A 25970-nucleotide genomic window follows, 5' to 3' on the forward strand; every position below is an offset into this window, starting at 1 on the left:
CCCCGGTCGTGCCGCAGGGTCGGGTGGCCCGAGGCGCCCGGGAGCCGAGCAGCAGCGATACACTAGCTGCGATGTCCTCTGACAAGTCCCACAGGTCCGCTCGCCTCGTCGACCGGAGCCCCAGCATCTCCGGAACCGACCTCGTCGCCAACCTGGTACCGCCGCCGCAATTCGACCACGCGTCGTTCGACTCGTACCGGCCAGACCCCGAGTATCCGTCGCAGGAGCAGGCGCGCGATATCCTGCGCGCCTTCACGCGGCCGGCGACGCCGCCCGCCCGCGGCGGCTTCTTCGGGTTCGGGCGCAAGAGGACGCCCGAACCGGGCACCGATGCATCGGCGCGACCAGGGGTGTACCTCGACGGCGGATTCGGTGTGGGCAAGACCCACCTGCTCGCCGCGACCTGGCACGCGACGGCAGGCCGGCGCTACTTCGGCACCTTCATCCAGTACACCGCGCTCGTGGGAGCCCTCGGATACAACGGCGCGGTCGGGGTGCTGCAGGGCGCGCAATTGATCTGCATCGACGAGTTCGAGCTCGACGATCCGGGCGACACGATGCTCATGACGAGGCTCATCGGCGACCTCACCGCCACCGGCTCCCGCATCGTCGCGACGTCAAACACCCCGCCGAACGCGCTGGGGGAGGGCCGATTCGCCGCAGCCGACTTCATGCGCGAGATCCAGGCGATGTCCGACCGCTTCTCGGCCGTGCGGATCGACGGTGTCGACTACCGGCAGCGCGACATCGAGGGCGACGCCGTGGTGCTCGGCGACGACGCCTACCGCTTCGCCCTCGCCGACGTGGCGGCCTCGGGCGAGCGGATGTCGGACGACGAGTTCTCTGAGCTGATCGCGCACCTCGCCACCGTGCATCCGTCGAGCTACGTCGGCATGCTCGACGGCGTGCAGTGCATCGGCCTGCGCGATGTGCACGAGCTCACCGACCAGTCGGCCGCGCTGCGCTTCGTGGCATTCATCGACCGCGTCTATGACGCGCAGATCCCGATTCGCGCCACGGGGATCTCGCTCACCTCGGTGTTCGGCGGCGGAATGCTCGATGGCGGATACCGCAAGAAGTACCTCCGCTGCATCTCGCGCCTCAACGCGCTGACGGCGAGCGAGATCCCGCAGTGACCCGGCGCGGCGCTGCTCAGCCGACCGTGCAGAACGGATGCCCGGCAGCGTCGAGATAGACGCGGGAGCCCTCGTGGGCCTCGACGAAACGGGCCCCGAGGCTTAGCAGCGCCGCCTCTGCGGCGGCGAAGTCCTCGACTCGCACGTCGAGGTGGATCTGCTGATCGCCGTCGTCGCTCGGCCACCCTGGCACAGTCCAGCGCTGCGGGCAACCCCCTGGAGCCCGGCGCGCCGCGCTGGGACAGTGGAGACCGCAACCACGAAGGAGGTTCCATATGAGTGCATCGGACAAGGTATCGGCAGCCGCGGACAAGGTGAAGGGCACGGCGAAGGAGGCCGTCGGTCGTCTGACTGACGACGAGCAGAAGGTCGCCGAGGGGCAGGCGGATCAGGCCAAGGGCGACCTCAAGAGCGCCGCCGAGAAGACGAAGGACGCCGCGAAGGACGTCTTCGACCGGTAACCTCGAACGACTCGGTCGCCGGCCGAGGGCCCTGTTCCGTCGAGCCCGAGGGTCATCCGCGCGTGATGGCCCTCGGCGCTCCCGGCAGTCTGCTGCAGGCCCAGACCGCAGTCCCCGCGACGAGCAGCAGGAGCAGCAGTCCCGCGAGGTGCATCCCGAGCGAGAGCGCCCCGTGAGCGGGGAGCAGGAAGCCGTAGGGAACCCAGCCATCGGTCGCGCCGCGGACCAGCACGACCGAGATCCAGACGAGCGGGTAGGGGAGCACGACCCAGAGACTGCTCCAGGGCAGAGCCGGCCGGTCGCCGACGAGGAGCCAGTCGAGCGCGACGTACCCGGGCAGCGCGGCGTGCAGCACCGCGCTCACCCAGGGCGGCGCGGCGGGCAGCACCGCGCTCACCCAGGGCGACGCGGAGGGCGGCCACCGGCCTCGCCGCAATCGGCGTCTGCAGGATCCCGGGCATCGCGCGCACGTCAGACCTGCTGGGAGAGGGTGTCGTCCAGAGAGCGCCGCAGCAGTTCGCGGAGCACCGAGCGGTCGACGCCTGCGAGCCTCGTGAGGTAGAGGCACGCCTTGCTCGCGCGATGGGGGCCGAGCGCGTCCATGAGCTCGGGCCAGCGCTCTGAGAAGTCGTTGCTGAGGTACACGGTGTGCCGGGCAGGGCCAGGTGCGAACGCGAGCAGGGGCGCCCGGCCGCCGTGGCCGCTCTCATATCGGTACTCGTACTCCCCGAAACCGAGAATACGGCCGGCCCAGACGACCGGCGGCTCGCCGCTGATCTCGCGGTGCATCTCGAGCAGTTCGTCGGCCTCCTCGCGGCGAGGGCCGGTGGCACGGTCGAGCACCGCTTCTACGGGAAGGTCGGACGGCGACATCGCGGGTTGCTTCGCAGCCATGTGATCTCCTCGGGATCGGAGTGACCCGGCAGGACACCGGGGGAGGCCTCGATCGTACCGCCCCTCCCGGCGCTCCTCCGCGAACCCCCTACAGTTGAGGGATGAGCTCGCAGTTCTCGATCAGCCGCGCCATGTCCACCGAGGAGGGCGTGTACGGCCTGGTGCTGGTGTCCGGCCTCATCGCGGCGTCCGGAAGCGCGGGCGCGCCCGCGTGGAAGACGCTGCTCTTCACGGCGGTCACCGTCGCGGTGTTCTGGTTGGCGCACGTCTACGCTGCAACGGTCGCGGCCCACGGCTCGGAAACCGCCGACGGGGGGCCGATGGGGATCGCTGCCGCGACCCGCAAGGCCGTCGTGAAGTCTCGGGGCATGCTGGCCTCGACCCTGCTTCCCGCAATCCCGCTCGTGCTGGGCAGTCTCGGGCTGATCCGCGATGTCACGGCGACCTGGGCTGCCCTCTGGGTCTGCGTCGCCGCGCTGGCAGGTCTCGGCTACGTCGCGTACCTCAGGAAGGGCGCTCCGCTCCATCTCCGGTTGCTCGGAGCGCTGTCGACCGCGTCGTTCGGTGCGGTGATCATCCTCGCGAAGGCCATCATCACGCACTGAGGTGCGGCAGAAGGCGCGAAACTGAGCCGAATGCCCGAGACCGAGGGGTGTGTCGCGGCAGAACGGCTCGGGTTCGCGCAATCGACTCGGTTTCGGGAGTCCTGGAAGCCGGGAGCAAGGGCCGCCGACCGGCATGCGGCGCACACACCAAGAAGCCCCGGGGGACCCGGGGCTTCTCTGTTCTCTGTGCGCGATACTGGGATCGAACCAGTGACCTCTTCCGTGTCAGGGAAGCGCGCTACCGCTGCGCCAATCGCGCCTGATCAGGCTATTCAGTTGTTCGAAACGAGGTGGCGACGGGATTCGAACCCGTGTATACGGCTTTGCAGGCCGCTGCCTCGCCTCTCGGCCACGCCACCGCAGTGGTTGCCACCACATGAGCGACCGGGTGAACCGATCACTGGAGCGGATGACGAGACTCGAACTCGCGACCCTCACCTTGGCAAGGTGATGCGCTACCAACTGCGCTACATCCGCACTCCGCCGCGTTGCCGCGACCTGAACAACTATAGGGGTGATTCGCGACTCCGCGCAAATCGGTTCGAGCCGCCCGGGCGCGCCGCCCGGATTCGCGCTGTCGTTGCGCAGAAGTTACCTCGCAATACCCGCCGATTCCGGCGTTTCTCCCTGCCCGCGGATACGGTGGATGCATGGGGGAACGGTCGGCCAGACGAGTGAAGCACATACTGGGGTGGCTGATGCTCGCCGCTGCCGCCGGGGTCGTCGTCTTCGGTGTCGCGCACCGACAGGAGATCCGGGACCACTTCTCAGCCCGCGGCTTCGAAGCGAACGGTCGGGTCGAGCAGGTGCTCGACGAACTGCAGCTGACGGCGACCGGTGAGCGCGTCTTCCTCGCCACGCATCCGACCATCGACGGGAGCGGGCACTTCAACGAGCAGTGCGCCGGCGTCGATCACTCGGAGCAGGGCCATGTGCTCGGCTGCTACACCTCGGACCGGATCCATCTCTTCGACGTCACCGACGAGCGCATCCAGGGAATCGTCGAGGTGACGGCCGCCCACGAGCTACTGCACGCGGGGTGGGCCCGCATGGGGGAGGGGGATCGGAACGCGCTCGGAGAGCGGCTGCGCGCGGAGTTCGAGCGACGAGCGGACGAGGATCCCGAACTCCGGGAGCGCATGGCGGTGTACGAGCATCTCTCGGATGCTGCCTTCGCCAACGAGCTGCACTCCGTGCTCGGCACCGAGGTGAGCGATCTGCCGTCGTGGCTCGAGGAGCACTACGCGCAGTGGTTCGACGATCGCGGCGCGCTGGTGGCCCGCTTCGACGAGTACCACGCGGTGTTCGTGCAGCTGCAGGACGAGGCCGATGCGCTGCAGAGCGAGATGGCGACGCTGCGGGACGACGTCGAGCGGCGCAAGACCGAGTACGACCTCGCGGTATCGGCCTTCAACGACGATGCCGCCGAGTTCTCGGCGCGCAACAACCGTCTCGAGTTCGCCGAGCTCCCCTTCGAGTTCGAGCGCATCAGGGGCGAGCTCGAGCTCAGACGCGCGGAGCTCGAGCGAACACTCGAGTCCCTCCAGTCCGACATCGATCACTACAACGAGCTGCGCAGCCGCCTCACCGCGCTGAGCGAGATCAGCGCGGAACTGGATCAGCAGCTCGACAGCGATCTGGCTCCGGTCACGACACGCCCGGATGCCTGAGAGTGTTTCCGCGCGAACACGCCGAACACGCGCAGCGCGTCACCACCACACGGCATTCCGTGTATGATCATTCGGGTCGGTGCGGATCCCGGATCCGCAGCACACGGGCGATTGGCGCAGTTGGTAGCGCGCTTCCTTCACACGGAAGAGGTCATCAGTTCGAGTCTGGTATCGCCCACCAGGAACAGGCCCCGGCGGAATCGCCGGGGCCTTTCGCGTGCGCCCCGGAGTCGGGGTGCGGGGCGACTAGAATCGTCGGGTCAGCTGTTCCCGTCCGAAGGAGCTCACCCGTGGCCGATGGCTTCTCCCTGTTCACCGATCGTTCGATCGTCGCTATGCGAGTCAACGGCGAGCTGCGAGATCTCGCTGCGGAGGTGACGGAGACCGACACGGTCGAGCCGATCACGATCGATTCCGAGGACGGCCTGAACATCCTGCGCCACTCCGCGGCCCACGTGCTCGCGCAGGCGGTGCAGCGCATCAACCCGCAGACCACGCTCGGCATCGGCCCGCCCATCACCGACGGCTTCTACTACGACTTCGATCCGAAGCAGCCGTTCACCCCCGAGGACCTCAAGGCCATCGAGAAGGAGATGCAGCGGATCGTCAAGCAGGGCCAGCGCTTCGTGCGCCGGGTCGTGACCGAGGACGAGGCGCGCGCCGAGCTCGCGAACGAGCCCTACAAGCTCGAGCTGATCGGCCTCAAGGGCGGCGCCGACTCGGGAAGCGACAACGAGAGCGTCGAGGTCGGCGGTGCCGAGCTCACGATCTACGACAACGTCGATCCGAAGACCGGCGAGCTGTGCTGGAAGGATCTCTGCCGCGGTCCGCACCTGCCGAGCACGCGCATGATCGGCAACGGGTGGGCGCTCATGCGCTCCGCGGGGGCCTACTGGCGCGGCAGCGAGAAGAACCCGATGCTGCAGCGCATCTACGGCACCGCGTGGCCCACCAAGGATGAGCTGCGCGCGTACCAGACCCGGCTCGAGGAGGCGGCGAAGCGCGATCACCGCAAGCTCGGCGTCGAGCTCGACCTGTTCAGCTTCCCCGACGAGATCGGCTCGGGCCTCGCCGTCTTCCACCCCAAGGGCGGCATCATCCGGCATGAGATCGAGAACTTCATGCGCTCCGAGCTGCTGAAGAACGGCTACGAGGTGGTCAACAGCCCGCACATCACGAAGGGCGCGCTCTTCGAGACCAGCCAGCACCTCAACTGGTACAGGGACGGCATGTTCCCGGCCATGCACCTCGACGCGGTGGAGGATCCGGAGACGGGCGAGGTGCTCAAGCCGGGTCAGGACTACTACCTGAAGCCCATGAACTGCCCGTTCCACAACCTCATCTACCGGGCCCGCGCGCGCAGCTACCGCGAGCTGCCGCTGCGCCTCGCCGAGTTCGGCACGGTCTACCGCTACGAGAAGAGCGGCACGCTCTCGGGCCTCACGCGGGTACGCGGTCTGACGCAGGACGACGCGCACATCTACGTCACCGACGAGCAGGTGAAGGACGAGATCAAGCGCCAGCTGGAGTTCGTGTTCTCGACGCTGCGCGCCTACGGACTCGACGACTTCTATCTCGAGCTCTCGACGCGGGATCCCGAGAAGTCGGTGGGCACCGAGGAGCAGTGGGCCGAGGCCGAGCAGACCCTCCGCGAGGTCGGCGAGGAGTCGGGGCTCGAGCTGGTCGCCGATCCCGGGGGAGCGGCGTTCTACGGCCCCAAGATCTCCGTGCAGGCCCGCGACGCGATCGGCCGCACGTGGCAGCTCTCGACGGTGCAGCTCGACTTCAACCAGCCCGAGCTGTTCGAGCTCGAGTACGCGGCGGCCGACGGCACGCGCAAACAGCCGATCATGATCCACCGCGCGCTGCTGGGCTCGGTGGAGCGCTTCTTCGCGATCCTCCTGGAGCACTACGCCGGCGCGTTCCCGGTCTGGCTGTCCCCGGTCCAGGTGGTGGGTATCCCGGTGGCCGAGCAGTACGGGGAGTACCTCGACGGGATCATCGCGCAGCTGCGTGCGCGAGGCGTGCGCGCCGAGGTCGATCACGGCGACGACCGGATGCCGAAGAAGATCCGCACGCACACCAAGGCCAAGGTGCCGTTCCAGCTCATCGCAGGCGAAGACGACCGCGCGGCGGGAGCCGTGAGCTTCCGCTTCCGCGACGGCACTCAGATGAACGGCGTACCCGTGCACGAGGCGATCGAGCGGATCGGGCGCGCGATCGAGACGCACGAGCAGGTGTCGACCGCATGGGCGGAGGAGACGCGTGTCGAGGACTGAGGATCTCGGCAGCACCTCGGCCGTAGGCGCCGCGGACGAGATGCAGCGCCTCTGGGTGCCGCACCGCATGGTGTACGTGGCGGATCACCACCAGCCGGATCGTTCCGACTGCCCGTTCTGCGCCGCTCCGCGGAGCAGCGACGAGGAGGCGCTGATCGTCGCGCGCGGTCGCCACGCGTATGTGCTGCTCAACCTGTTCCCCTACAACAACGGGCACATGCTCGTGTGCCCGTACCGGCACGTCTCGCAGTACGACGAGGCTACCCCCGACGAAGTCGCCGAGATCGGCGAGCTGACGCAGGAGGCCATGCGCGTGGCACGCGCGGTGCTGAACTGCGACGGCTTCAACATCGGCATGAATCAGGGCGAGGTCGCCGGGGCGGGCATCGCCGCGCATCTGCACCAGCACGTCGTGCCCCGATGGGCGTCCGACGCGAACTTCTTCCCCATCATCGCCAAGACGAAGGCGATGCCCCAGCTGCTGGGCGACGTGCGGGATGCGATCGCGGCGGCCTGGCCCCATCCCTAGCGCGCAGCTTCTAGACTGATCTACCGATTCGACTTTCAAGAAAGAGGAGCCCCCGTGTCCGGACACTCCAAATGGGCGACGACCAAGCACAAGAAGGCCGTCATCGACGCGAAGCGCGCGAAGGCGTTCGCGAAGTACATCAAGAACATCGAGGTGGCGGCCCGCATCGGCGGCGCCGACCTCGCCGGCAACCCGACGCTCGCCGATGCCGTGCACAAGGCCAAGAAGAACTCGGTCCCCGGCGACAACATCGATCGCGCCATCAAGCGCGGCGCCGGCCTCGACGGCGACGCCGTCGAGTACACGACGATCATGTACGAGGGCTACGGCCCGAACGGGGTCGCGCTGATGATCGAGTGCCTCACCGACAACAAGAACCGCGCGGCGGCGGAGGTGCGCACCGCGCTGAGCCGCAACGGCGGCACGCTCGCCGACCCCGGCAGCGTCGCCTACAACTTCGCGCGCAAGGGCGTCATCACAGTGCCCGCCGAGGGCACCACGGAGGACGACGTGCTCACCGCGGTGCTCGAAGCCGGGGCCGAAGAGGTCACGGAGACGCCGAACGGAGAGGCGTTCGAGGTGGTCACCGAGGCCTCGGAGCTGGTGGCCGCCCGCACCGCCCTCGTCGACGCGGGGATCGACTACGATTCCGCCGACGCCGAGTTCGTCCCCAACCTCAAGGTGGAGATCGACGCCGACACCGCGCGCAAGGTGTTCCGCCTGATCGACGCGCTCGAGGACAGCGACGACGTGCAGAACGTCTTCTCGAACTTCGACCTGAGCGCCGACGTGCAGGCCGAGCTCGAGAACGACGAGTAGCCCGTCCGCGGGGCCGCGCCGTGAGAATCATCGGAATCGACCCGGGCCTCACCCGCTGCGGCGTCGGCGTCGTGACCGCCGGACCCTCCCGGAAGGTGTCGTTCGAGCACGTCGAGGTGCTCACGAGCACGGCCGATATGCCGCTGCCCGCGCGGATCCGCCGCATCGGCGCGAGCATCGAGCGCCTCCTCGACGGCGAACAGCCCGCCGGGGTGGCGCTCGAGCGGGTGTTCGCCCAGGACAACGTGGCGAGCGTGATGGGCGTCGCGCAGATCAGCGGGGTGGTGATGTATCTCGCCGAGGAGCGCGGGATCCCCGTGGCCCTCTACACCCCGAATGAGGTGAAGGCACAGGTCACCGGGTACGGCAGCGCCGACAAGGCGCAGGTGACCACGATGGTCACCCGCCTGCTCGGGCTCGCCGCGCCTCCGAAGCCCGCGGACGCGGCCGACGCGCTCGCGCTGGCCATCACGCACGCCTGGCACCTCGGTCGCGGCGGAGCGGCGAATCGGATGGAGCGGTTCGAACGGACCGCCGCGACTCCCGGCGGCGAGACCCCCGCGCAGCGCGCATGGCGCGAGGCCGAGTCGAAGCTCGGGCGTCGCCGCGGCGCCCGCACCTGAGGGCCGACGCCGCCCCGCTCAGCGCTCCCGACCGGGATCATCGCGCGGATCGTCGCGATCCCCGTCGTCCGGATCGCGGGACTCGTGCGGCAGTGTGATCGCCCCCGTGTGCAGTGCCTCCTCGATCGCCTGCTCCACCTGCCGCTGGCGGCGCAACCGGATCCGGCTGAGCGCCCGCTGCTCCGGCAGACTCCATCCGAAGCGCACCGAGAGCAGCCGAACCGCCGTGGTGACGACGACGCAGACGATGCCCGCGACGAGCACCTCCACGCCGAGGAGCTGCAGCGCGACGAGCACCGCGACGCCGGCGAGACTCGCCACCGCGTAGAGCGACCCGACGTGCATGAGCCCGATGGGGATGTTGAGCATGACGTCTCGCAGCACGCCGCCTCCCACCGCCGCGACGGTGCCGATGAACATCGCGGGGACGATAGGGAGGCCCATGGCGAGGGCCTTGGTCACGCCGATCGCGCCGAACATGCCGATGCTCAGGGCGTCGAGCAGCGTGATCACCGGGTCGACCTTCTGCAGCAGACGGGGGAGCAGCATGCCGATGAAGGCCGCCCCGGTCGCGACGAGCAGGTAGTGGTTGACGCTGAGCGTCGCCGGCGCGATGCCGAGCAGGATGTCCCGCAGGAAGCCGCCGCCGATGCCCGAGGCGATCCCGATGATCGCGACGCCGAGCAGATCGATGCGGCGGAATCCGGCGGCGAAGAGCGCTCCCTGCAGGCTGCCGACGCCCACGGCGACCAGGTCGATCGCGAGCGGGATGGAGAAGGTGTCGGCGAGCACCCGTCCATTCTTCCGCATGCGGGATAATCGTGGGGTGCCACTGTATCGCGAAGAAGGCGTCGTGCTCCGCACGCACAAGCTGGGCGAGGCCGACCGCATCGTCACACTCCTGACCCGGGGCCGGGGGCTGCTGCGCGCCGTCGCGAAGGGCGTGCGCCGCACCTCGTCGAAGTTCGGCGCACGACTCGAGCCGTTCATGGTCGCCGACCTCCAGTGCTTCGAGGGCCGCACGCTCGACACGATCACCCAGGCCGAGACCCTGGGCGCTTACGGCCCGTCGATCAGCGCCGACTACGACCGCTATCGCGCGGGCAGCGCGATCGTCGAGACCGCGGAGCGTCTGGCCGAGGGTGAGGTCTCGCGCGAGCTCTACGCGCTGCTCGTGGGGGCGCTGCGCACGCTGGCGGCGGGCCGGATTCCGGCAGACCTGGTGCGCGACGGATACCTGCTGCGCGCGATGTCGCTCGCCGGCTGGACCCCGGGCTTCGGGGCCTGCGTGCGCTGCGGCGCCCCCGGGCCGCACACCGCCGTGGCCGTGCAGCTGGGCGGATCGGTGTGCGACTCCTGCCGACCGCCGGGGTCTCCGCGCCTCGACGCCGGCAGCGTCGCGCTGCTGTCGGCGCTGCTCGCCGGCGACTGGGAGGGCGCGCTCGGGGCGTCGGAGCGCGAACGCGGCCAGGCGGCCGGGATCGCGGCTGCCTACGCCCAGTGGCACCTCGAGCGCGGTCTGCGCTCGTTCTCCGGGCCGCGGGCATAAACTTTCACGCATGCCCCTCGCTCCCGAACGCCTGGTGCCGGTCGACTGGACCGGCGAGCAGCCGCCGAGTTTCACCGGACCGCCCCCGAAGCACGTCGCGATCGTCATGGACGGGAACGGCCGGTGGGCGAACCGCCGCGGCCTGCCCCGGGTCGAGGGGCATCGGATGGGGGAGCAGGCGCTGCTCGACGTGGTCGCCGGCGCCATCCAGGCCGACGTGCGCCACCTCAGCGTCTACGCCTTCTCGACCGAGAACTGGCGGCGCTCGCCCGACGAGGTGCGCTTCTTGATGGGCTTCAACCGCGACGTGCTGCGGCGGCGGCGCGCGCAACTGGACGCCTGGAACGTGCGCATGCGGTGGGCGGGGCGCACTCCGCGGCTCTGGGGATCCGTGATCAGCGAATTGCAGGCGTCGGAGCGCGCCACCGCCGGGAATACGGGGCTGACGCTCACCATGTGCGTCAACTACGGCGGGAGGAACGAGCTCACCGACGCGGTGCGTTCCATCGCCGCCGACGTGCGGGCCGGACGGCTGTCGCCGAACGGGATCACCGAGCGCACGGTCGCGCGGCACCTCTACGTGCCCGAACTGCCGGACGTCGATCTCTTCCTGCGCAGCTCCGGCGAGCAGCGCACCAGCAACTTCATGCTGTGGCAGTCGGCCTACGCCGAGATGGTGTTCCTCGACACGCTCTGGCCGGATTTCGGGCGAGCCGAGCTCTGGCGCGCGATCCAGATCTACCACTCCCGCGACCGCCGTTTCGGCGGCGCCGAGGACCAGCCCGCGGAGTGAGGCCGGGCTGCGCCGCCAACGCCGGAGGACGGGGGAGCGACGGGCTTCGCTCGCCCAGCCGGCGAGGGCGTACCCATCGACGCGGCCTCGTACAATAGAGACGATATGACTTCCCAGACTCTCGCCGATGCTCGCCTGCGCATCGGCCCACTCGAACTCGAGGTCCCCGTCGTGCTCGCGCCGATGGCCGGCATCACGAACACCGCCTTCCGGCGGCTGTGTCGCGAGTACGGCGCGGGCCTCTACGTGAGCGAGATGATCACGAGCCGCGCCCTCGTGGAGCGCACGCCCGCCTCGATGCGCCTGATCAAGCACCACGAGAGCGAGACGCCGCGTTCGATCCAGCTCTACGGGGTGGACCCGCGCACCGTCTCCGAGGCCGTGCGCTTCCTGGTGGATCAGGACCTCGCGGATCACATCGATCTCAACTTCGGCTGCCCGGTGCCGAAGGTCACGCGCAGGGGCGGCGGATCCGCGCTGCCCTGGAAGCGGGATCTCTTCCGCGCCATCGTGGAGGGTGCCGTGGGGGCCGCAGGGTCCATCCCGCTGACGGTCAAGATGCGCAAGGGCATCGACGCGGATCACCTCACCTACCTCGACGCGGCGCGCGCGGCCGAGGACGCGGGCGTCGCCGCGATCGCGCTCCACGGGCGTACGGCGAACGAATTCTACTCCGGAGAGGCCGACTGGGCCGCCATCGCCGAGCTGAAGGAGACCGTCACCAGCGTTCCCGTGCTCGGCAACGGCGACATCTGGTCGGCCGACGACGCGATCCGCATGGTGCGCGAGACCGGCTGCGACGGCGTCGTGGTGGGCCGCGGCTGCCTGGGCCGGCCCTGGCTCTTCGGGGACCTCGCCGCGGCGTTCCGCGCGGAGGCCGGCGAGCTGAGCCGCGATGAGGCGGAGGCTGCGCTCGCGAAGCCCCCGCTCGGCTTCGTCATGGACGCGATGCGGCGCCACGCCGAGCTGCTGGTCGAGTTCTTCGACGGCGAGGAGGATCGCGCGTGCCGCGACATCCGCAAGCACGTCGCCTGGTACTTCAAAGGCTACGGTGTGGGCGGCGACACCCGGCGCGCGCTCGCCTCGGTCGAGTCGCTCGCGCAGATGGACGAGATCTTCTCGACGATGGACGCCTCGATGCCGTACCCCGGCGAGGGCGCCGAGGGGCAGCGCGGTCGAGCCGGGAGCCCGAAGCGGGTGCACCTGCCCGACGGTTGGCTCGACACTCGCACGAGCGACCTCGCGGACCGTGCGTCGGTCGCCGAGGGCGAACGCGTCGACGGCGGGTCCGACGGTGGGTGACGCGCTGCCGCGACACGATCCCGCGCTCGCGCTCGGCTACACCGCGGCCGATTCCGAGCGCTTCCTCCCGGAGCACCACAGCGGCGCCCGCACCGATTTCGCCCGGGATCGCGCCCGTGTGCTGCACTCCAGCGGCTGGCGCAGGCTGGCCGCGAAGACGCAGGTCCTGAGCCCCGCATCGGGCGTCGACTTCGCCCGCAATCGGCTCACCCACTCGCTCGAGGTCGCGCAGATCGGTCGGGAGCTGGCCGTGGCGCTCGGGGTATCGCAGGACGTCGTCGACACGGCCTGTCTGGCCCACGATCTCGGGCATCCGCCCTTCGGGCACAACGGCGAGAAGGCGCTCAACGACTGGATGGCCGGCTTCGGCGGATTCGAGGGCAACGCGCAGACGCTGCGCATCCTCACCCGTCTCGAGCCGAAGCACTTCGCGCCGGGCGGAGCGAGCGTGGGCCTCAACCTGACACGCGCCACGCTCGACGCGAGCTGCAAGTATCCGTGGTCGCTGGTCGAGGCCGCGCCCGGGAGCGCCAAGTTCGGCTACTTCGAGAGCGACGCGGAGGTGTTCCACTGGCTCCGAGCCGGCGCTCCCGAGCGGCGCAAGTGCATCGAGGCGCAGATCATGGACCTCTCCGACGACATCGCCTACTCGGTCCACGACTTCGAGGACGCGGTGGTGAGCGAGCACATCGACCCCGAGATCCTCACCTCCCGCTCCGGCCACTCGGCCCTGATCCGCGCCGTCGCGGAGTGGGCCGACGGCCGCTTCGACTCGGACGAGCTCGGCGACGCCTACGACCGCATGTCCGCGGGCGCCAACTGGCTGACCCGATGGGACGGATCGCGCCGGGATCAGGGTCGGTTGAAGAACTTCACGAGCGACATGATCGGACGGTTCGCGCGCGCGCCGATCCGGGCGACGCTCGAGGCGGCGGACGGGCGACCGCTCGCGCGCTACGGCGCGGATCCCGCCGCTCCCGCGGAGCTCCTCGTGCCGCGCGAGATCCGGGCCGAGATCGCGGTGCTGAAGGGCATCGTGGCCGCGTTCGTCATGCAGAGCGGACGCCGGCAACCCACCTACCGCCGGCAGCGCGGCCTGCTGGTGGAGCTGCTCCACACGCTGTGGGAGGCGGGCCCGAGCGAGCTGGAGCCGGCCTACGCCGCGGATCTGCGCGAGGCCGACTCCGAGGCCGAGGCCCGGCGGGCTGTGGTCGATCAGGTCGCATCGTTGACGGACCAGTCGGCGATCGCCTGGTATCGACGCCTGTGCGACGCGCCGCTGGCTTGAGAGACGACGCATCGCGTCGTGTCGCGAGGGCCGCGAGCCCGCGCAGGATGGCCGCGCCCTGCGCGCAGCACGAGACGGATAGACTCAGCAGTTATGGCAGGCCGAATCCGACAGAGCGACGTCGAAGAGGTCAAGCGCCGCACGAATCTCGCCGATCTGGTGGGCGACTACGTGACGCTCAAGAACGCGGGGATCGATTCGATGAAGGGGCTCTGCCCGTTCCACGACGAGCGCAGTCCGAGCTTCCACGTACGGCCCGCGCTCGGCTACTACCACTGCTTCGGCTGCGGCGAATCGGGTGACGCGTTCACCTTTCTGCAGCGCATGGACCATCTCACCTTCGCCGAGTCGGTCGAGCGGCTCGCCGCGCGCATCCACTACGCGCTCACCTACGAGGAGGGCGGGGTGCGCCGCGAGGAGGGTCCGAATCGCGCCCGCCTGCTCGCGGCCAACCAGGCCGCCGCCGAGTACTACTCGGCGCAGCTCGCGGGCGAGGAGGGCTCGGCCGGGCGGGCCTTCCTCACGCAGCGCGGCTTCGACTCGGCGGCCTGCGAGCGCTTCGGTGTGGGATACGCGCCGCGCGGCTGGGATCACCTCACGAAGCACCTGCGCGCGCAGGGGTTCACGCCGCAGGAGCTCGCCCAGTCCGGCCTCGCGTCCGAGGGGCAGCGGGGCGTCTACGACCGCTTCCGCGGGCGCGTCGTGTGGCCCATCCGCGATACGAGCGGGCAGACGCTCGGCTTCGGCGCGCGCCGGCTGTACGACGACGACAACGGCCCGAAGTACCTGAACACTCCGGAATCGCCGGTGTATCACAAGTCGCAAGTGCTGTACGGTCTCGACCTCGCGAAGCGCGGGATCTCCCGCGGCAAACGGGCGGTGGTCGTGGAGGGGTACACCGACGTGATGGCCTGCCACCTCGCCGGGATCGACACCGCGGTCGCGACCTGCGGCACCGCGTTCGGCAAGGACCACATCGCCGTGCTGCGACGGATCATGGGCGACGACTCGGCCGCAGAGGTCGTCTTCACCTTCGATCCGGATGAAGCCGGCCAGAAGGCCGCTCTGCGCGCCTTCAGCGAGGAGAAGCGGTTCACCGCGCAGACCTACGTGGCTGTGGCCCCGGAGGGGCTCGACCCCTGCGATCTGCGTCTCCACCGGGGCGATGAGGCCGTTCGCGAGCTCTTCTCGCGCAAGGTGCCGCTGTTCGAGTTCGCGCTGCGGCAATCGATCGCCCGCTTCGACCTGAACACGGTGGAGGGACGCGTCTCGGGTCTGCGCGCTGCGGCCCCGATCGTCGCCGACATCAAGGATCAGTCGCTGCGCCCCGGATACGCGCGCGAACTCGCGCGCATGCTCGGCGTGGAGCTCGGCGAGGTGCAGCAGGCGGTGCGCGCGGCAGAACGCGGTCCGCGCGATCGGGGCGAGTCGCGCGACGCATCGCCGCACTCGGACCCGCGCGGCCCGCGCGGGGGTGGGCCCGCGGCTCAGGAGCCTCACGCCGGTGCGGCGCCGCAGGTGCGGCTCTCCGGTCTGCGCAACACACCGACGACCTGGCTCGAGCGGGATGCGCTCATGGCGATGCTGCAGCAGGCGAACAGCGTGGGTGCGGAGCTGATGCAGCAGGCGGTGACCGCGCAGGTGCTGGAGCCCGATCTCCGGGTGGTGCGCGATGCGGTGGCGGCGGCGCTGCCGGAGCTCGCGACTCCCGGCTGGCTCGACGCCGTACTCGTCGCGACCCCCGAGAGCCACCGCGGCCTGGTGCGCGAACTTGCCATCGCGCCGATGCCGCAGCGCCGCGCCGAGCAGCTCGCCGCATACGCGCGGGATGTCGTCGTCTCCCTGCTCGACCGCGATCTGCTCTCGCTGAAGCGCGAGCTCCTGGCACGATTGCAGCGCATCGGCGACCACACCGACCCGGGCGCCCGTCGCATCCAGGAGCAGCTCGTCGCGCTCGAAGCTGCGCGGCGAGGCCTGCGGGAGGAGTAAGCTCTTCAGGCATGGCCAAGCCCGTCGTCGAAGCCGATCCGATCGTCCGCGTCTCAGATCTCTCGCTGTCCTACCCGGCACACGCGGGGGGCCGGGAGTTCGAAGCTGTGGAGGGCGTGAGCTTCGACCTCGCCCGGGGTGGCGTGATGGCCCTGCTCGGCGAGAGCGGCTCCGGCAAGTCGACGCTCGCCCGCTTCCTCGCCGGCCGTGGCTCGGACGCCGGAGATCGCTCGGCGCGGATCCGGCTCACGGGCGGCGCCGCGAGCGTGATGGACGTCTCACTGCGCCGCCTTGGGCGGCGCGCCGGGGCGCGGCTCACCGCCTACGTCGGTCACCTCGGGCAGGACGCAGGCGCGACGCTGACCCCGGAACTGAACGTCGGCGATCTGCTCCTCGAGCCGATCGTCGAGCGCAGCAAGCACTTCGATCGGGAGGCGCTCGGCGAGCGCATCGCCGAGATGATGGACATCGTCGCGCTGCCGCTCGCCAAGCTGCAGGAGTACCCCTACGAGCTCTCGAAGGGGCAGCGGCAGCGCGTCGCGGTGATGCGCGCGCTGATGCTCGACCCCGCGCTGCTCATCGCCGACGAGCCGACGCTCGGCGTCGACGCGAACAATCGGCCCAAGATCGTCGATCTCCTGCGCTGGTACCGGGAGCGCACGGCCGCGACGATGCTCCTCATCAGCCACGACATCGGCATGCTCGAGGCGCTCGTGGAGAACGTGCTCGTGATGCAGCACGGACGCACCGTCGGGCACGGCGACATCAATGAGATCTTCCGCCACGCCGACCACGGCTACGTGCAGCTGCTCGCGCAAGCGCTGCGGGCCACCGCGTACGACGAGATCGCCGAGGAATAGCTCGCGGCCCGCCTGCGGGTGACCCGCCCGGGAGCGCGGCGCCGATTTGCAGAGGTATTTCCGCTCTTGTTAGGATGGAGGGGTTGCTTCGGCAATGATCCCCTGTAGCTCAGTTGGCAGAGCGCTTGACTGTTAATCAGGATGTCGCTGGTTCGAGCCCAGCCGGGGGAGCGGTCCAGCCCCTACCGAGAGGTAGGGGCTTTTCGCTATCCCGAGGAGGTCCGATGACCGAGACGCAGCGTCGCGGAGAGGCGCCGGACCTCTCCGGCCGCGTCATCGCGGTGGAGCCGTACGGCGCTCCAGAGATCCACGACACGGCCTGGCTCGCGCCGGGATCCGTCGTCGTCGGGGATGTGGCGATCGGTGCGGAGAGCAGCGTCTGGTACAACGCGGTGGTGCGCGGCGACTCGAACGCGGTGCGGATCGGCGAGCGGTGCAATCTGCAGGACGGGGTGGTGGTGCACACCCAGCGCGGCGACGGCGGCGCCGCGCTGATCGGCGACGATGTCTCTGTCGGACACAACGCCGTGCTGCACGGCGCGCGCATCGGGAACGGCTGCCTGATCGGCATGAACGCCACAGTGCTGAGCGGCGCCGTGGTGGGCGAGGGCGCGCTCGTCGCCGCCGGCGCACTGGTGCCCCAGGGAGCGGTGATCCCGCCCCACTCGCTCGTCGCGGGCGTCCCCGGACGGGTGGTCCGAGAATTGCGCGAGGAGGATCGCGAAGCGGTGCGGCACAACTCGGAGATCTACCTCGAATACACGCGGTACCACCGGGACGCGACGCGCGGCTGACGCGCCGATGTGCGAACGGGCGCCGGGTATGCACTATGATCGTTGAGGTGCTGCCGCACCGCACGTGCTGCTCGCAGCTCGGGGATGTAGCTCAATGGTAGAGCCTCAGTCTTCCAAACTGATTACGCGGGTTCGATTCCCGTCATCCCCTCCGATTCCGCCTCGCCTCGGAGCGGCGACGACCGCTCCACACGATCGCACCGCATCGGGTCCGGATGCCGCCGCCCGGCCGGGACCGGCCCGTGCGCCGGCGCCCGACCCGTTCGCCCGCACGCGGCACACCCCCGCAGGTGCATCTTTCCGGACGGTTTCGGCTAGACTTGCTCGGGTTGCGCGCTTTCGCGCGCGCCGAACTGTGAATCCTGCGGGTTCCGGGGCGTAGCTCAGCTTGGCTAGAGCGCCCGCTTTGGGAGCGGGAGGTCGCAGGTTCGAATCCTGTCGCCCCGACCAGGGCCATCCGGTCCGATACGCAGCACGACACTCCGACGATGAGAGGCCAAATTGCCCAAGACGACCGCTGAGAAGCTCACTCCGACCCGCGCCAAGCTGAGCGTCGAGGTCTCGCTCGACGAACTGGAGCCCTACCTCAAGCAGGCGTACCAGACGATCGCCGATCAGGTCTCGATCCCCGGCTTCCGCAAGGGCAAGGTCCCCGCGCCGATCATCGATCAGCGCATCGGTCGCGAGGCCGTGATCCAGGAGGCCGTCAACGCCTCGCTCGACGACTTCTACCAGTCCGCCCTCGAGGAGGCCGGCGAGCGCCCCATGGGCCGTCCCACTGCGGATGTCGAGCGGTGGCTGGACGCCAAGGACGCGTCGAGCTCGCTCCTCCTCGCCTTCGAGGTCGAGGTGCGTCCGGAGTTCGAGCTGCCGAACTACGACGGTCTCAAGCTGACCGTCGACAACGCGAAGGTCGATGACGACGCGGTCGATGCGGAGCTCACGAAGCTCCGCGAGCGGTTCGGCACCCTGGTGACCGTGGACCGTCCCGCGAAGCACGGCGACTTCGTCGAGCTCGATCTCACCGCGAAGATCGACGGGACCGAGGTGGATCAGGCCAGCGGCGTCTCCTACGAGATCGGTGCGGGCAACCTGCTCGAAGGCACCGATGAGGCGATCGAGACCCTCACGGCCGGCGAGACCACCACCTACACCTCGCAGCTGCTCGGCGGCGAGCACGAGGGCCAGGAGGCGGAGGTCGAGGTCACGCTGACCGCGGTCAAGGAGCGCGAGCTCCCCGAGGCCGACGACGAGTTCGCCCAGCTCGCCAGCGAGTTCGACACCATCGCCGAACTGCGCGAGAGCCTGACGGATCAGGCCGCGCGCGCCTCCGTCTTCGCCCAGGGCCAGCAGGCGCGGGACCTCTTCACCGAGACCCTCATCGAGCAGGCGGGGATCCCCGTCTCCGAGGAGCTGGTCGAGGAGGAGGTGCACCGTCACCTCGAGGGCGAGGGCCGCCTCGAGGACGATGAGCACCGTGCCGAGGTGCGCAAGTCGGCCGAGCAGCAGATCCAGCTGCAGCTCCTGCTCGACGCGATCGTCGAGGCCGAGGGCGTGACGCCCACCCAGAACGAGCTCTCGCAGTACATCTTCCAGTCGGCTCAGCAGTACGGCATGGAGCCCACGCAGTTCCTGCAGGCGATCAGCCAGGGCAACCAGATGGGCGTGATCCTCGGCGAGGTGACGCGCAACAAGGCGCTCGCGATCGCCCTCGCGAAGGCCGAGGTCGTCGATCAGGACGGCAATGCGGTCGACCTCAGCGAGTTCACCGCGGTCGACAGCGAGGACGAGGCGGAGGTCGTCGAGGAGGCCGAGGAGATCGTCGAGGCCGCCGAGGAGGCCGAGGCTCCCGCGGAGTCGGCCGAGGACGCCGAGGCGGCGAAGAAGGCCGCGCGATCCGCCGCCGCCAAGAAGGCCGCCGCGACCCGCGCTGCGAAGAAGGCCGCCGCGGAGGCGGAGGCCGCAGCCGAGTAGGCGACGCCTCGCCGCCGCGCGCATGCGCCGCGATCGGATCCCCCGGCACCCGAATTCGACGGGTGCCGGGGGATCCTGCCGTCTGCGCGCACGCCGCGGCAACGCCGTGGGCGAACACGCCGACGGTGCGAGCGGCGAGTCGATACCCTCGAATCAAGCGACAACGAATGGAGCGCCGAATGGCAGAACAGACGCCACCGAACAGCGTGTTCGACCGCCTGCTGAAGGACCGGATCATCTGGCTCGGTTCCGAGGTGCGCGATGAGAATGCGAACGAGATCTGCGCGAAGATCCTGCTGCTCGCAGCCGAGGATCCGGAAGCCGACATCTACCTCTACATCAACTCTCCCGGCGGATCGATCACCGCGGGCATGGCCATCTACGACACGATGTCGTTCGTGCCGAACGACATCGTCACGGTGGGCATCGGTATGGCGGCCTCGATGGGGCAGTTCCTGCTCACAGCCGGCACGAGGGGCAAGCGCTACATCACGCCGAACGCGCGCGTGCTGCTGCACCAGCCGCACGGCGGCTTCGGGGGTACGGCGAGCGACATTCAGACCCAGGCGGAGCTCATCGTCTCGATGAAGAACCGCCTCGCCGAGATCACCGCCGCGCAGACCGGCAAGTCGGTGGAGCAGATCAATGAAGACGGCGACCGCGACCGCTGGTTCTCCGCGGAGGAGGCGCTCGAGTACGGTTTCGTCGATTTCATCCGCGACTCCGCGTCCGACGTGGTCGGCGGCGGCGGTACGGGCAAGTAGGCGAGAGAAAGTGGATCGAGCTCAGATGAACATTGCAATGCCCAGCTCCCGGTACGTGCTGCCCTCCTTCGAGGAGCGCACCGCCTACGGGTACAAGCGCCAGGATCCCTACGCCAAGCTCTTCGAGGATCGCATCATCTTCCTCGGGGTGCAGGTGGATGACGCCTCAGCCGACGATGTCATGGCCCAGCTCCTCGTGCTCGAGAGTCAGGATCCCGAGCGCGACATCACCATGTACATCAACTCGCCGGGCGGCTCGTTCACCGCGATGACGGCGATCTACGACACGATGCAGTACATCCGCCCGCACGTGCAGACGGTGTGCCTCGGTCAGGCCGCTTCCGCCGCCGCTGTGCTGCTGGCCGGCGGCACCCCCGGCAAGCGGCTCGCGCTGCCGAACGCGCGCGTACTGATCCACCAGCCCTCCACGGGACAGGCGGGTCACGGTCAGGCTTCGGACATCGAGATCCAGGCTCGGGAGATCCTGCGCATGCGGGAGTGGCTCGAGGAGACCCTGTCGAAGCACTCGAAGCGCTCGATCGAAGAGGTGAATCGCGATATCGACCGCGACAAGATCTTGAGCGCGCAGGAAGCGCTCGAGTACGGACTGGTCGATCAGGTGCTCACGAGCCGCAAGAACCCGCAGGCCGTGCCGCCCCAGTAGCGCATCCGGGCCCCGGCGGCAGGCCGTCGGGGCCCGCGGCGTGCCGCCGACGATTGTCAGTGGTGCCCGCTAGTCTCGTACCGAGTCGGAATCCGCACGAGTGTGAAGGAGCCTCAGCATGGCGAAGATCGGCGAAAGCAGCGAGCTGCTGAAGTGCTCCTTCTGCGGCAAATCGCAGAAGCAGGTGCAGCAGCTCATCGCTGGCCCGCAGATCTACATCTGCGACGAATGCGTCGCGCTCTGCAACGAGATCATCGAGGAGCGCCTCTCCGAGCACCAGACCAGCGAGTCCTCGGACTTCACCCTGCACAAGCCGCGCGAGATCGCGGACTTCCTCGACCAGTACGTCATCGGGCAGGATCGGGCCAAGCAATCTCTCGCGGTAGCGGTCTACAACCACTACAAGCGCGTACGCGCCGCTTCGGCGCTGGCGAGTACCGATGTGGCGTCCGAGCAGGTCGAGATCGCCAAGTCCAACATTCTGCTCATCGGCCCCACCGGGTGCGGCAAGACCTATCTGGCTCAGTCGCTCGCGCGCCAGCTCGGGGTTCCGTTCGCGGTCGCCGACGCCACAGCGCTCACCGAAGCCGGGTACGTCGGTGAAGACGTGGAGAACATCCTGCTCAAGCTGCTCCAGGCCGCCGACTTCGACGTGCAGCGGGCAGAGACGGGCATCATCTACATCGACGAGATCGACAAGATCTCGCGCAAGGCCGAGAACCCCTCGATCACCCGCGACGTCTCAGGCGAGGGTGTGCAGCAGGCACTGCTCAAGATCCTCGAGGGCACGGTCGCCTCGATCCCGCCGCAGGGCGGGCGCAAGCATCCGAACCAGGAGTTCATCCAGCTCGACACCACCAACGTCCTCTTCATCGTGGCGGGGGCGTTCGCGGGTCTCGAAGAGATCATCGGCTCACGCCTGGGTAAGGGCGGCATCGGATTCGGGTCACCGGTCTCGAGCCGGCGCGACGACGAGCAGCTGTTCGCCGCGGTGCAGCCGGAGGATCTGCACAAGTTCGGGCTGATCCCCGAGTTCATCGGCCGGCTTCCGGTCGTCGCCACCGTCGATCCGCTCGATGTCGCGGCGCTGACCCGAATTCTGACGGAACCGCGCAACGCGCTCGTCAAGCAGTACCAGCGCATGTTCGCGCTCGACGGGGTCGACCTCGAGTTCGAGCCCGCTGCGATCGAGGCGATCGCCGAGCAGGCGGTGGAGCGCAAGACCGGGGCACGAGGCCTTCGCGCGATCCTCGAGAACCTGCTCGGCCCCATCATGTTCGAGGTCCCGTCGGCCGAGGACGTCGCCAAGGTCGTGGTCACCCGGGAGGCGGTCGCGGGCGAAGCCGCACCGCTCGTGCTGCAGGCCCGCCGCGGTGAGCGCGAGAGCGCCTGACGCCCGAACCACGCGCGTGCGGGCGTCTCCGGGCGGTCCGCGCGGTCCGCGCGGTCCTGGTCAGCCCGCGCGTTCGATGTCGTAGCTGAGGAGCACGCCGCCGTCCGGCTGCGGTAGCGTCAGCGCGTCGACGATGAGACGCTCGTTGGTGAAGCGTGCCGAGACCCCGCCGTCCGCAGTCGTGTGCTCATCGACGACGGTGAAGCCGCTCGCGTCGATCACCGTCTGCCATCGCGCATCGGCGTCTTCCGCCGTCTCAGCGCGCAGCACCAGGAACCAGCTGTCGGGGGTGCGCTCACCGACGTCATCGACCGTCGCGTCCGGGCCCGTGATGAAGTCATCACTCGGGAACGACGCGGGGACCTCGGTGTGCTTGGGGGTGCCGCCCTCGGGCTCCCGCTCCGGCCAGCTCTCCTCGCCCGACTCGGCGCTTCCCGCGCCGGGAGCGCCGTCGAGCGACTTATCGTCGCCGGTGCCGGGGACGCCCGTGGGTCCCGGCTCGGGCGCGCACGCGGCCGCGCTCAGCAGAAGTCCTACGGCCAGAGCCGCACCGATGGCCGTGCGCTGCGCGCTCCGGCCGCGTTCCCCGATCCGACGCATCATCCCGTTCCCTTCGCATCCGCTGTCGCTCGAGCTCGCCGCACCCGACTCACGTCAACCAGTCGTCGTCGGTCTCGGTGTCGCCCGATGCTGCGGCGCCCGATGCCGCGGAGGTCTCGACCACCACACTACCCGCAGCGTTCTCCGCGACCAGCGCGACGGGCGCGAGCCCGGCCCCGGCTAACTCGCAGCGCGGCCGACCTTCGAGCCACGTGAGGGTCCAGGAGTCGGCTTCGGGGTGCACGGCCTCCTGCTCTGCGATCGCAGCATGCAGCCTCGTCGGCACGCTGCGATGCGGGGGAGACCCCGCAGCCCAGCGCGCCCCCAACTGCACGATCAGGCCTCCGCCGGCTCGAGCCGGATCTCGACGACCGTCACCGTGTCGACGTCCGCGGACTCGATGCGCAGCTCGGCGATGCGGCCGACCGCTGCGAGGTCGTCCGACGCGAGGGCGAGGCGATCCCGCACGGCCGCGGGCGCATGCACCACTGCGAGTTCGACCGGCGTGCGCTGCGATGCCTTCGCGGTGGTCTTCGCACCCCGCACCCCGATGAGCGCGTTGCCCACCAGGCCGAGGAGTCCGGCATCGGCGTCAGGGCCCGCGAGTCCGGTCGCCTCGACGGGGAGCGGCCAGGACGCGCGGTGCACGGATCCGTCGCCGAACCACGACCACACCTCTTCGGCGGCGTAGGGGAGGAAGGGGGCGAGCAGTCGCACGAAGACCGAGAGCGCGGTGCGCAGCGCGGTCACGGCGGACGCCTGGGGCTGACCCTCCCCGTTGTGCGCGCGCTCCTTCACGAGCTCCAGGTAGTCGTCGCAGAAGGTCCAGAAGAACGACTCGGTGATCTCGAGCGCCCGCTGATGGTCGTAGGCGTCGAAGGCGCGCGTGGCGTCCTCGATCACCTGCGAGAGGCCGGCGAGCAGCGAGCGGTCGAGCGGCTCGGTGACGCTGCCGGCCCCGCTCGCGTCGAAGCCGAGCGTGAATTTGGCGGCGTTGAGCAGTTTGATGGCGAGGCGGCGGCCGATCTTGATCTGCGTCGGGTTCTGGGGGTCGAAGGCCGCGTCGGTGCCGAGCTTCGCCGAGGCCGCCCAGTAGCGCACCGCGTCGGAACCGTGCTGCGCGAGCATGCCGGCGGGCGTGACGACATTGCCCTTCGACTTCGACATCTTCTTGCGGTCGGGATCGAGGATCCAGCCCGAGATGCCCGCGTTCGTCCACGGCAGCTTCCCGGCCTCCAGCTCCGAGCGCAGCAGCGTCGAGAACAACCAGGTGCGGATGATGTCCTGGCCCTGGGGACGCAGACTGTACGGGTACACGAGGTCGAAGAGCTCGGGATCCCGCTCCCACCCGCCTGCCAGTTGCGGCGTGAGCGACGAGGTCGCCCAGGTGTCCATCACGTCGACCTCGCCCTGGAACCCGCCGGGCACGCCGCGCTGCTCCTCGGAGTAGCCGCCGGGGACGTCGCTCGAGGGATCGACGGGCAGCTGATCCTCGGTGGGCAGGATCGGCTGCTCGAATACCGGATTGCCCTCGGAGTCGAGCGGGTACCAGACCGGGATGGGCACTCCGAAGAAGCGCTGACGCGAGATGAGCCAGTCGCCGGAGAGTCCCTCGACCCAGTTCTCGTAGCGCACGCGCATGAAGTCGGGGTGCCAGTCGAGCTCGCGGCCGTGCGCGAGCAGACGATCCCGCAGCTGCTCGTCGCGTGCGCCGTTCGCGATGTACCACTGGCGGGTCGAGACGATCTCGAGCGGCTTGTCGCCCTTTTCGAAAAACTTCACCGGATGGGTGATCTTGCGGATCTCGCCCACCAGCTCGCCCGAGGCCTGCAGCGCCTCGACGACGGTCTGCTTGGCGCTGAAGACGGTCTTGCCGGCGATTCGGGCGTAGGCTTCACGGCCGCGCTCCGAAGCGATCGCCTCGGGCGCCTCCGCGATCACGCGGCCGTCGAAGCCGAGGATCGCGCGGTTGGGCAGATCGAGCTCGCGCCACCAGATCACGTCGGTGACGTCGCCGAAGGTGCAGATCATCGCGATGCCCGTACCCTTGTCCTGCTGGGCGAGGTGGTGCGCCACGATCGGCACTTCGACGTCGAAGAGCGGGGTGCGTACCGTCGTGCCGAAGAGCTGCCGGTAGCGCTCGTCGTCAGGGTGCGCCACGAGCGCCACGCAGGCTGCGAGCAGTTCGGGGCGGGTGGTGTCGATGAGGATGTCGCCCGAGCCGTCGCTCTTGTGGAAGGCGAGCGTGTGGTAGGCGCTCGGCTGATCCCGATCCTCGAGCTCGGCCTGGGCCACCGCGGTGCGGAACGTCACGTCCCACAGTGTGGGGGCCTGGGCCTGGTAGGCCTCGCCCCGCTCGACGTTGCGGATGAAGGCGAGCTGCGAGGCCCGCAGCGACTCCTGGCCGATGGTGCGGTAGGTCTGGGTCCAATCGACCGAGAGGCCGAGCGTGCGCCACAGATCCTCGAACTGCTTCTCGTCCTCGACCGTCAGCCGCTCGCACAGCTCGATGAAGTTGCGTCGGGAGATCGGCTGCTGGTCTGCGGCCTTGATGCTCTTGCCGTCACCCCCCTCGTGCGGGGGTACGAAACCCTCGACGTAGGGGAGCGAGGGGTCGCAGCGCACGCCGTAGTAGTTCTGCACGCGGCGCTCGGTGGGCAGGCCGTTGTCGTCCCAGCCCATCGGGTAGAACACTCGCTTGCCGCGCATGCGCTGGTAGCGGGCCACGGTGTCGGTGTGCGTGTAGGAGAAGACGTGACCCACGTGCAGCGATCCCGACGCCGTCGGCGGCGGCGTGTCGATGCTGTAGACCTCATCGGCCCGCGCGCCATCCCGGGGGAAGGCGTAGGTGCCCTGCTGCTCCCAGACCGCTCCCCATTTCGCTTCGAGGCCCTCGAGGGCCGGCTTGTCGGGGATCGCGCTCATGTGGGCCTCCGTTTTCGCTATGGACGGCACCGCGTGGTCGAGCCTGCGCGACGCGGACG

General features: G+C 69.4%; 26 protein-coding genes and 7 tRNA genes. 23 read left to right on the forward strand and 10 right to left on the reverse strand.

Features of this window, described 5'->3' with window-relative positions; all coding sequences use genetic code 11:
• Positions 1-71: 71 nt before the first annotated feature.
• Complete coding sequence (zapE, locus tag EVS81_RS00605) at positions 72-1136, forward strand: cell division protein ZapE (RefSeq protein ID WP_130108677.1); 1065 nt, start codon at positions 72-74, stop codon at positions 1134-1136.
• Between the two features lie 16 nt (positions 1137-1152).
• Here the strand turns inward: zapE and EVS81_RS15965 are convergent, their stop codons facing one another.
• On the reverse strand, positions 1153-1329 hold the full coding sequence (locus EVS81_RS15965) for a VOC family protein (RefSeq protein WP_240739897.1): 177 nt from the start codon (positions 1327-1329) through the stop codon (positions 1153-1155).
• An 82-nt stretch (positions 1330-1411) separates the two neighbouring features.
• Here EVS81_RS15965 and EVS81_RS00610 point away from each other — a divergent pair, with 82 nt between their 5' ends.
• Entirely contained in the window at positions 1412-1597 is a 186-nt protein-coding gene (locus tag EVS81_RS00610; protein WP_130108678.1) for a CsbD family protein, read from the forward strand.
• A gap of 52 nt (positions 1598-1649) precedes the next feature.
• Here EVS81_RS00610 and EVS81_RS00615 read toward each other — a convergent pair whose 3' ends face one another.
• Positions 1650-1994: a Pr6Pr family membrane protein gene (locus EVS81_RS00615; RefSeq protein ID WP_240739898.1), complete on the reverse strand. Its 345-nt coding sequence runs from the start codon at positions 1992-1994 to the stop codon at positions 1650-1652.
• A gap of 74 nt (positions 1995-2068) precedes the next feature.
• Entirely contained in the window at positions 2069-2491 is a 423-nt protein-coding gene (locus tag EVS81_RS00620; protein ID WP_130108679.1) for a DUF1801 domain-containing protein, read from the reverse strand.
• Positions 2492-2592: 101 nt separating this feature from the next.
• Here EVS81_RS00620 and EVS81_RS00625 point away from each other — a divergent pair, with 101 nt between their 5' ends.
• Positions 2593-3096 carry a hypothetical protein gene (locus EVS81_RS00625; RefSeq protein ID WP_130108680.1) on the forward strand — a complete coding sequence of 168 codons (504 nt, stop codon included), beginning with the start codon at positions 2593-2595 and terminating at the stop codon, positions 3094-3096.
• Between the two features lie 187 nt (positions 3097-3283).
• Here the strand turns inward: EVS81_RS00625 and EVS81_RS00630 are convergent.
• From EVS81_RS00630 to EVS81_RS00640, 3 genes are all read right to left on the reverse strand, one after another.
• Positions 3284-3355 (reverse strand) — tRNA-Val (locus EVS81_RS00630).
• Positions 3356-3384: 29 nt separating this feature from the next.
• Positions 3385-3455, reverse strand: a tRNA-Cys gene (locus EVS81_RS00635).
• Positions 3456-3497: 42 nt separating this feature from the next.
• Positions 3498-3573 (reverse strand) — tRNA-Gly (locus tag EVS81_RS00640).
• 173 nt (positions 3574-3746) lie between these two features.
• Between EVS81_RS00640 and EVS81_RS00645 the strand changes: the two genes are divergently transcribed.
• The 6 genes from EVS81_RS00645 to ruvC all read left to right on the forward strand — a co-directional run bounded on the left by EVS81_RS00645 (position 3747) and on the right by ruvC (position 9016).
• Positions 3747-4766: a hypothetical protein gene (locus EVS81_RS00645; protein ID WP_130108681.1), complete on the forward strand. Its 1020-nt coding sequence runs from the start codon at positions 3747-3749 to the stop codon at positions 4764-4766.
• A 105-nt stretch (positions 4767-4871) separates the two neighbouring features.
• A tRNA-Val gene (locus tag EVS81_RS00650) sits at positions 4872-4947 on the forward strand.
• 109 nt (positions 4948-5056) lie between these two features.
• Positions 5057-7045, forward strand: a complete 1989-nt coding sequence (gene thrS, locus EVS81_RS00655; RefSeq protein WP_130108682.1) for a threonine--tRNA ligase — start codon at positions 5057-5059, stop codon at positions 7043-7045.
• A 40-nt stretch (positions 7046-7085) separates the two neighbouring features.
• Positions 7086-7574: an HIT family protein gene (locus EVS81_RS00660; RefSeq protein ID WP_130111208.1), complete on the forward strand. Its 489-nt coding sequence runs from the start codon at positions 7086-7088 to the stop codon at positions 7572-7574.
• Positions 7575-7628: 54 nt separating this feature from the next.
• Positions 7629-8393, forward strand: a complete 765-nt coding sequence (locus tag EVS81_RS00665) for a YebC/PmpR family DNA-binding transcriptional regulator (RefSeq protein WP_130108683.1) — start codon at positions 7629-7631, stop codon at positions 8391-8393.
• 20 nt (positions 8394-8413) lie between these two features.
• Positions 8414-9016 (forward strand): crossover junction endodeoxyribonuclease RuvC, encoded by a 603-nt coding sequence (gene ruvC, locus EVS81_RS00670; RefSeq protein WP_130108684.1) that lies wholly within the window; start codon positions 8414-8416, stop codon positions 9014-9016.
• Between the two features lie 18 nt (positions 9017-9034).
• On the opposite strand, the gene EVS81_RS00675 is transcribed toward ruvC, so the two are convergent.
• Positions 9035-9826: a trimeric intracellular cation channel family protein gene (locus EVS81_RS00675; protein ID WP_130108685.1), complete on the reverse strand. Its 792-nt coding sequence runs from the start codon at positions 9824-9826 to the stop codon at positions 9035-9037.
• A 16-nt stretch (positions 9827-9842) separates the two neighbouring features.
• On the opposite strand from EVS81_RS00675, the gene recO reads away from it, so the two are divergent.
• The 14 genes from recO to clpX all read left to right on the forward strand — a co-directional run bounded on the left by recO (position 9843) and on the right by clpX (position 22386).
• Complete coding sequence (recO, locus tag EVS81_RS00680) at positions 9843-10565, forward strand: DNA repair protein RecO (RefSeq protein WP_165384160.1); 723 nt, start codon at positions 9843-9845, stop codon at positions 10563-10565.
• 10 nt (positions 10566-10575) lie between these two features.
• On the forward strand, positions 10576-11358 hold the full coding sequence (locus EVS81_RS00685) for an isoprenyl transferase (protein WP_130108687.1): 783 nt from the start codon (positions 10576-10578) through the stop codon (positions 11356-11358).
• Between the two features lie 105 nt (positions 11359-11463).
• A complete protein-coding gene (gene dusB / locus EVS81_RS00690; protein WP_130108688.1) occupies positions 11464-12660 on the forward strand; it encodes a tRNA dihydrouridine synthase DusB in 1197 nt (398 codons plus the stop codon).
• Entirely contained in the window at positions 12653-13948 is a 1296-nt protein-coding gene (locus EVS81_RS00695) for a deoxyguanosinetriphosphate triphosphohydrolase (protein ID WP_130108689.1), read from the forward strand. The genes dusB and EVS81_RS00695 overlap by 8 nt, the downstream gene beginning before the upstream one ends.
• Before the next feature lie 93 nt (positions 13949-14041).
• Positions 14042-15937 (forward strand): DNA primase, encoded by a 1896-nt coding sequence (dnaG, locus tag EVS81_RS00700; RefSeq protein ID WP_130108690.1) that lies wholly within the window; start codon positions 14042-14044, stop codon positions 15935-15937.
• An 11-nt stretch (positions 15938-15948) separates the two neighbouring features.
• Positions 15949-16797, forward strand: coding sequence for an ATP-binding cassette domain-containing protein (locus tag EVS81_RS00705; protein WP_130108691.1), 849 nt, complete (start codon positions 15949-15951; stop codon positions 16795-16797).
• Between the two features lie 98 nt (positions 16798-16895).
• A tRNA-Asn gene (locus EVS81_RS00710) sits at positions 16896-16968 on the forward strand.
• Positions 16969-17021: 53 nt separating this feature from the next.
• Positions 17022-17591, forward strand: a complete 570-nt coding sequence (locus EVS81_RS00715; RefSeq protein ID WP_130108692.1) for a gamma carbonic anhydrase family protein — start codon at positions 17022-17024, stop codon at positions 17589-17591.
• 80 nt (positions 17592-17671) lie between these two features.
• Positions 17672-17742, forward strand: a tRNA-Gly gene (locus EVS81_RS00720).
• A 221-nt stretch (positions 17743-17963) separates the two neighbouring features.
• Positions 17964-18041 (forward strand) — tRNA-Pro (locus EVS81_RS00725).
• Between the two features lie 51 nt (positions 18042-18092).
• Positions 18093-19565, forward strand: a complete 1473-nt coding sequence (tig, locus tag EVS81_RS00730) for a trigger factor (RefSeq protein ID WP_130108693.1) — start codon at positions 18093-18095, stop codon at positions 19563-19565.
• Between the two features lie 167 nt (positions 19566-19732).
• Positions 19733-20329: an ATP-dependent Clp protease proteolytic subunit gene (locus EVS81_RS00735; RefSeq protein ID WP_130108694.1), complete on the forward strand. Its 597-nt coding sequence runs from the start codon at positions 19733-19735 to the stop codon at positions 20327-20329.
• 25 nt (positions 20330-20354) lie between these two features.
• Positions 20355-20993, forward strand: coding sequence for an ATP-dependent Clp protease proteolytic subunit (locus tag EVS81_RS00740; protein ID WP_130108695.1), 639 nt, complete (start codon positions 20355-20357; stop codon positions 20991-20993).
• 118 nt (positions 20994-21111) lie between these two features.
• On the forward strand, positions 21112-22386 hold the full coding sequence (clpX, locus tag EVS81_RS00745; RefSeq protein ID WP_130108696.1) for an ATP-dependent Clp protease ATP-binding subunit ClpX: 1275 nt from the start codon (positions 21112-21114) through the stop codon (positions 22384-22386).
• Positions 22387-22446: 60 nt separating this feature from the next.
• Here the strand turns inward: clpX and EVS81_RS00750 are convergent, their stop codons facing one another.
• The 3 genes from EVS81_RS00750 to valS are packed head-to-tail and all read right to left on the reverse strand — an operon-like array spanning position 22447 to position 25911.
• A complete protein-coding gene (locus tag EVS81_RS00750; protein WP_130108697.1) occupies positions 22447-22989 on the reverse strand; it encodes a hypothetical protein in 543 nt (180 codons plus the stop codon).
• Positions 22990-23035: 46 nt separating this feature from the next.
• Positions 23036-23272 (reverse strand): Fe-S oxidoreductase, encoded by a 237-nt coding sequence (locus tag EVS81_RS00755; protein ID WP_240739900.1) that lies wholly within the window; start codon positions 23270-23272, stop codon positions 23036-23038.
• 50 nt (positions 23273-23322) lie between these two features.
• Positions 23323-25911 (reverse strand): valine--tRNA ligase, encoded by a 2589-nt coding sequence (valS, locus tag EVS81_RS00760; RefSeq protein ID WP_130108699.1) that lies wholly within the window; start codon positions 25909-25911, stop codon positions 23323-23325.
• Positions 25912-25970: the final 59 nt, after the last annotated feature.

It is taken from the genome of Leucobacter triazinivorans, from assembly GCF_004208635.1.
Taxonomy (GTDB): domain Bacteria; phylum Actinomycetota; class Actinomycetes; order Actinomycetales; family Microbacteriaceae; genus Leucobacter; species Leucobacter triazinivorans.

What these genes read in the sequence shown, in the direction of transcription:
- zapE (WP_130108677.1), top strand. Translation starts at nt 72, where the DNA reads ATGTCCTCTGACAAGTCCCACAGGTCCGCTCGCCTCGTCGACCGGAGC.
- EVS81_RS00610 (WP_130108678.1), top strand. Translation starts at nt 1,412, where the DNA reads ATGAGTGCATCGGACAAGGTATCGGCAGCCGCGGACAAGGTGAAGGGC.
- EVS81_RS00620 (WP_130108679.1), bottom strand. Translation starts at nt 2,491, where the DNA reads ATGGCTGCGAAGCAACCCGCGATGTCGCCGTCCGACCTTCCCGTAGAA.
- EVS81_RS00625 (WP_130108680.1), top strand. Translation starts at nt 2,593, where the DNA reads ATGAGCTCGCAGTTCTCGATCAGCCGCGCCATGTCCACCGAGGAGGGC.
- EVS81_RS00645 (WP_130108681.1), top strand. Translation starts at nt 3,747, where the DNA reads ATGGGGGAACGGTCGGCCAGACGAGTGAAGCACATACTGGGGTGGCTG.
- EVS81_RS00660 (WP_130111208.1), top strand. Translation starts at nt 7,086, where the DNA reads ATGCAGCGCCTCTGGGTGCCGCACCGCATGGTGTACGTGGCGGATCAC.
- EVS81_RS00675 (WP_130108685.1), bottom strand. Translation starts at nt 9,826, where the DNA reads ATGCGGAAGAATGGACGGGTGCTCGCCGACACCTTCTCCATCCCGCTC.
- EVS81_RS00685 (WP_130108687.1), top strand. Translation starts at nt 10,576, where the DNA reads ATGCCCCTCGCTCCCGAACGCCTGGTGCCGGTCGACTGGACCGGCGAG.
- dusB (WP_130108688.1), top strand. Translation starts at nt 11,464, where the DNA reads ATGACTTCCCAGACTCTCGCCGATGCTCGCCTGCGCATCGGCCCACTC.
- dnaG (WP_130108690.1), top strand. Translation starts at nt 14,042, where the DNA reads ATGGCAGGCCGAATCCGACAGAGCGACGTCGAAGAGGTCAAGCGCCGC.
- EVS81_RS00705 (WP_130108691.1), top strand. Translation starts at nt 15,949, where the DNA reads ATGGCCAAGCCCGTCGTCGAAGCCGATCCGATCGTCCGCGTCTCAGAT.
- EVS81_RS00715 (WP_130108692.1), top strand. Translation starts at nt 17,022, where the DNA reads ATGACCGAGACGCAGCGTCGCGGAGAGGCGCCGGACCTCTCCGGCCGC.
- EVS81_RS00735 (WP_130108694.1), top strand. Translation starts at nt 19,733, where the DNA reads ATGGAGCGCCGAATGGCAGAACAGACGCCACCGAACAGCGTGTTCGAC.
- EVS81_RS00740 (WP_130108695.1), top strand. Translation starts at nt 20,355, where the DNA reads ATGAACATTGCAATGCCCAGCTCCCGGTACGTGCTGCCCTCCTTCGAG.
- clpX (WP_130108696.1), top strand. Translation starts at nt 21,112, where the DNA reads ATGGCGAAGATCGGCGAAAGCAGCGAGCTGCTGAAGTGCTCCTTCTGC.
- EVS81_RS00750 (WP_130108697.1), bottom strand. Translation starts at nt 22,989, where the DNA reads ATGATGCGTCGGATCGGGGAACGCGGCCGGAGCGCGCAGCGCACGGCC.
- valS (WP_130108699.1), bottom strand. Translation starts at nt 25,911, where the DNA reads ATGAGCGCGATCCCCGACAAGCCGGCCCTCGAGGGCCTCGAAGCGAAA.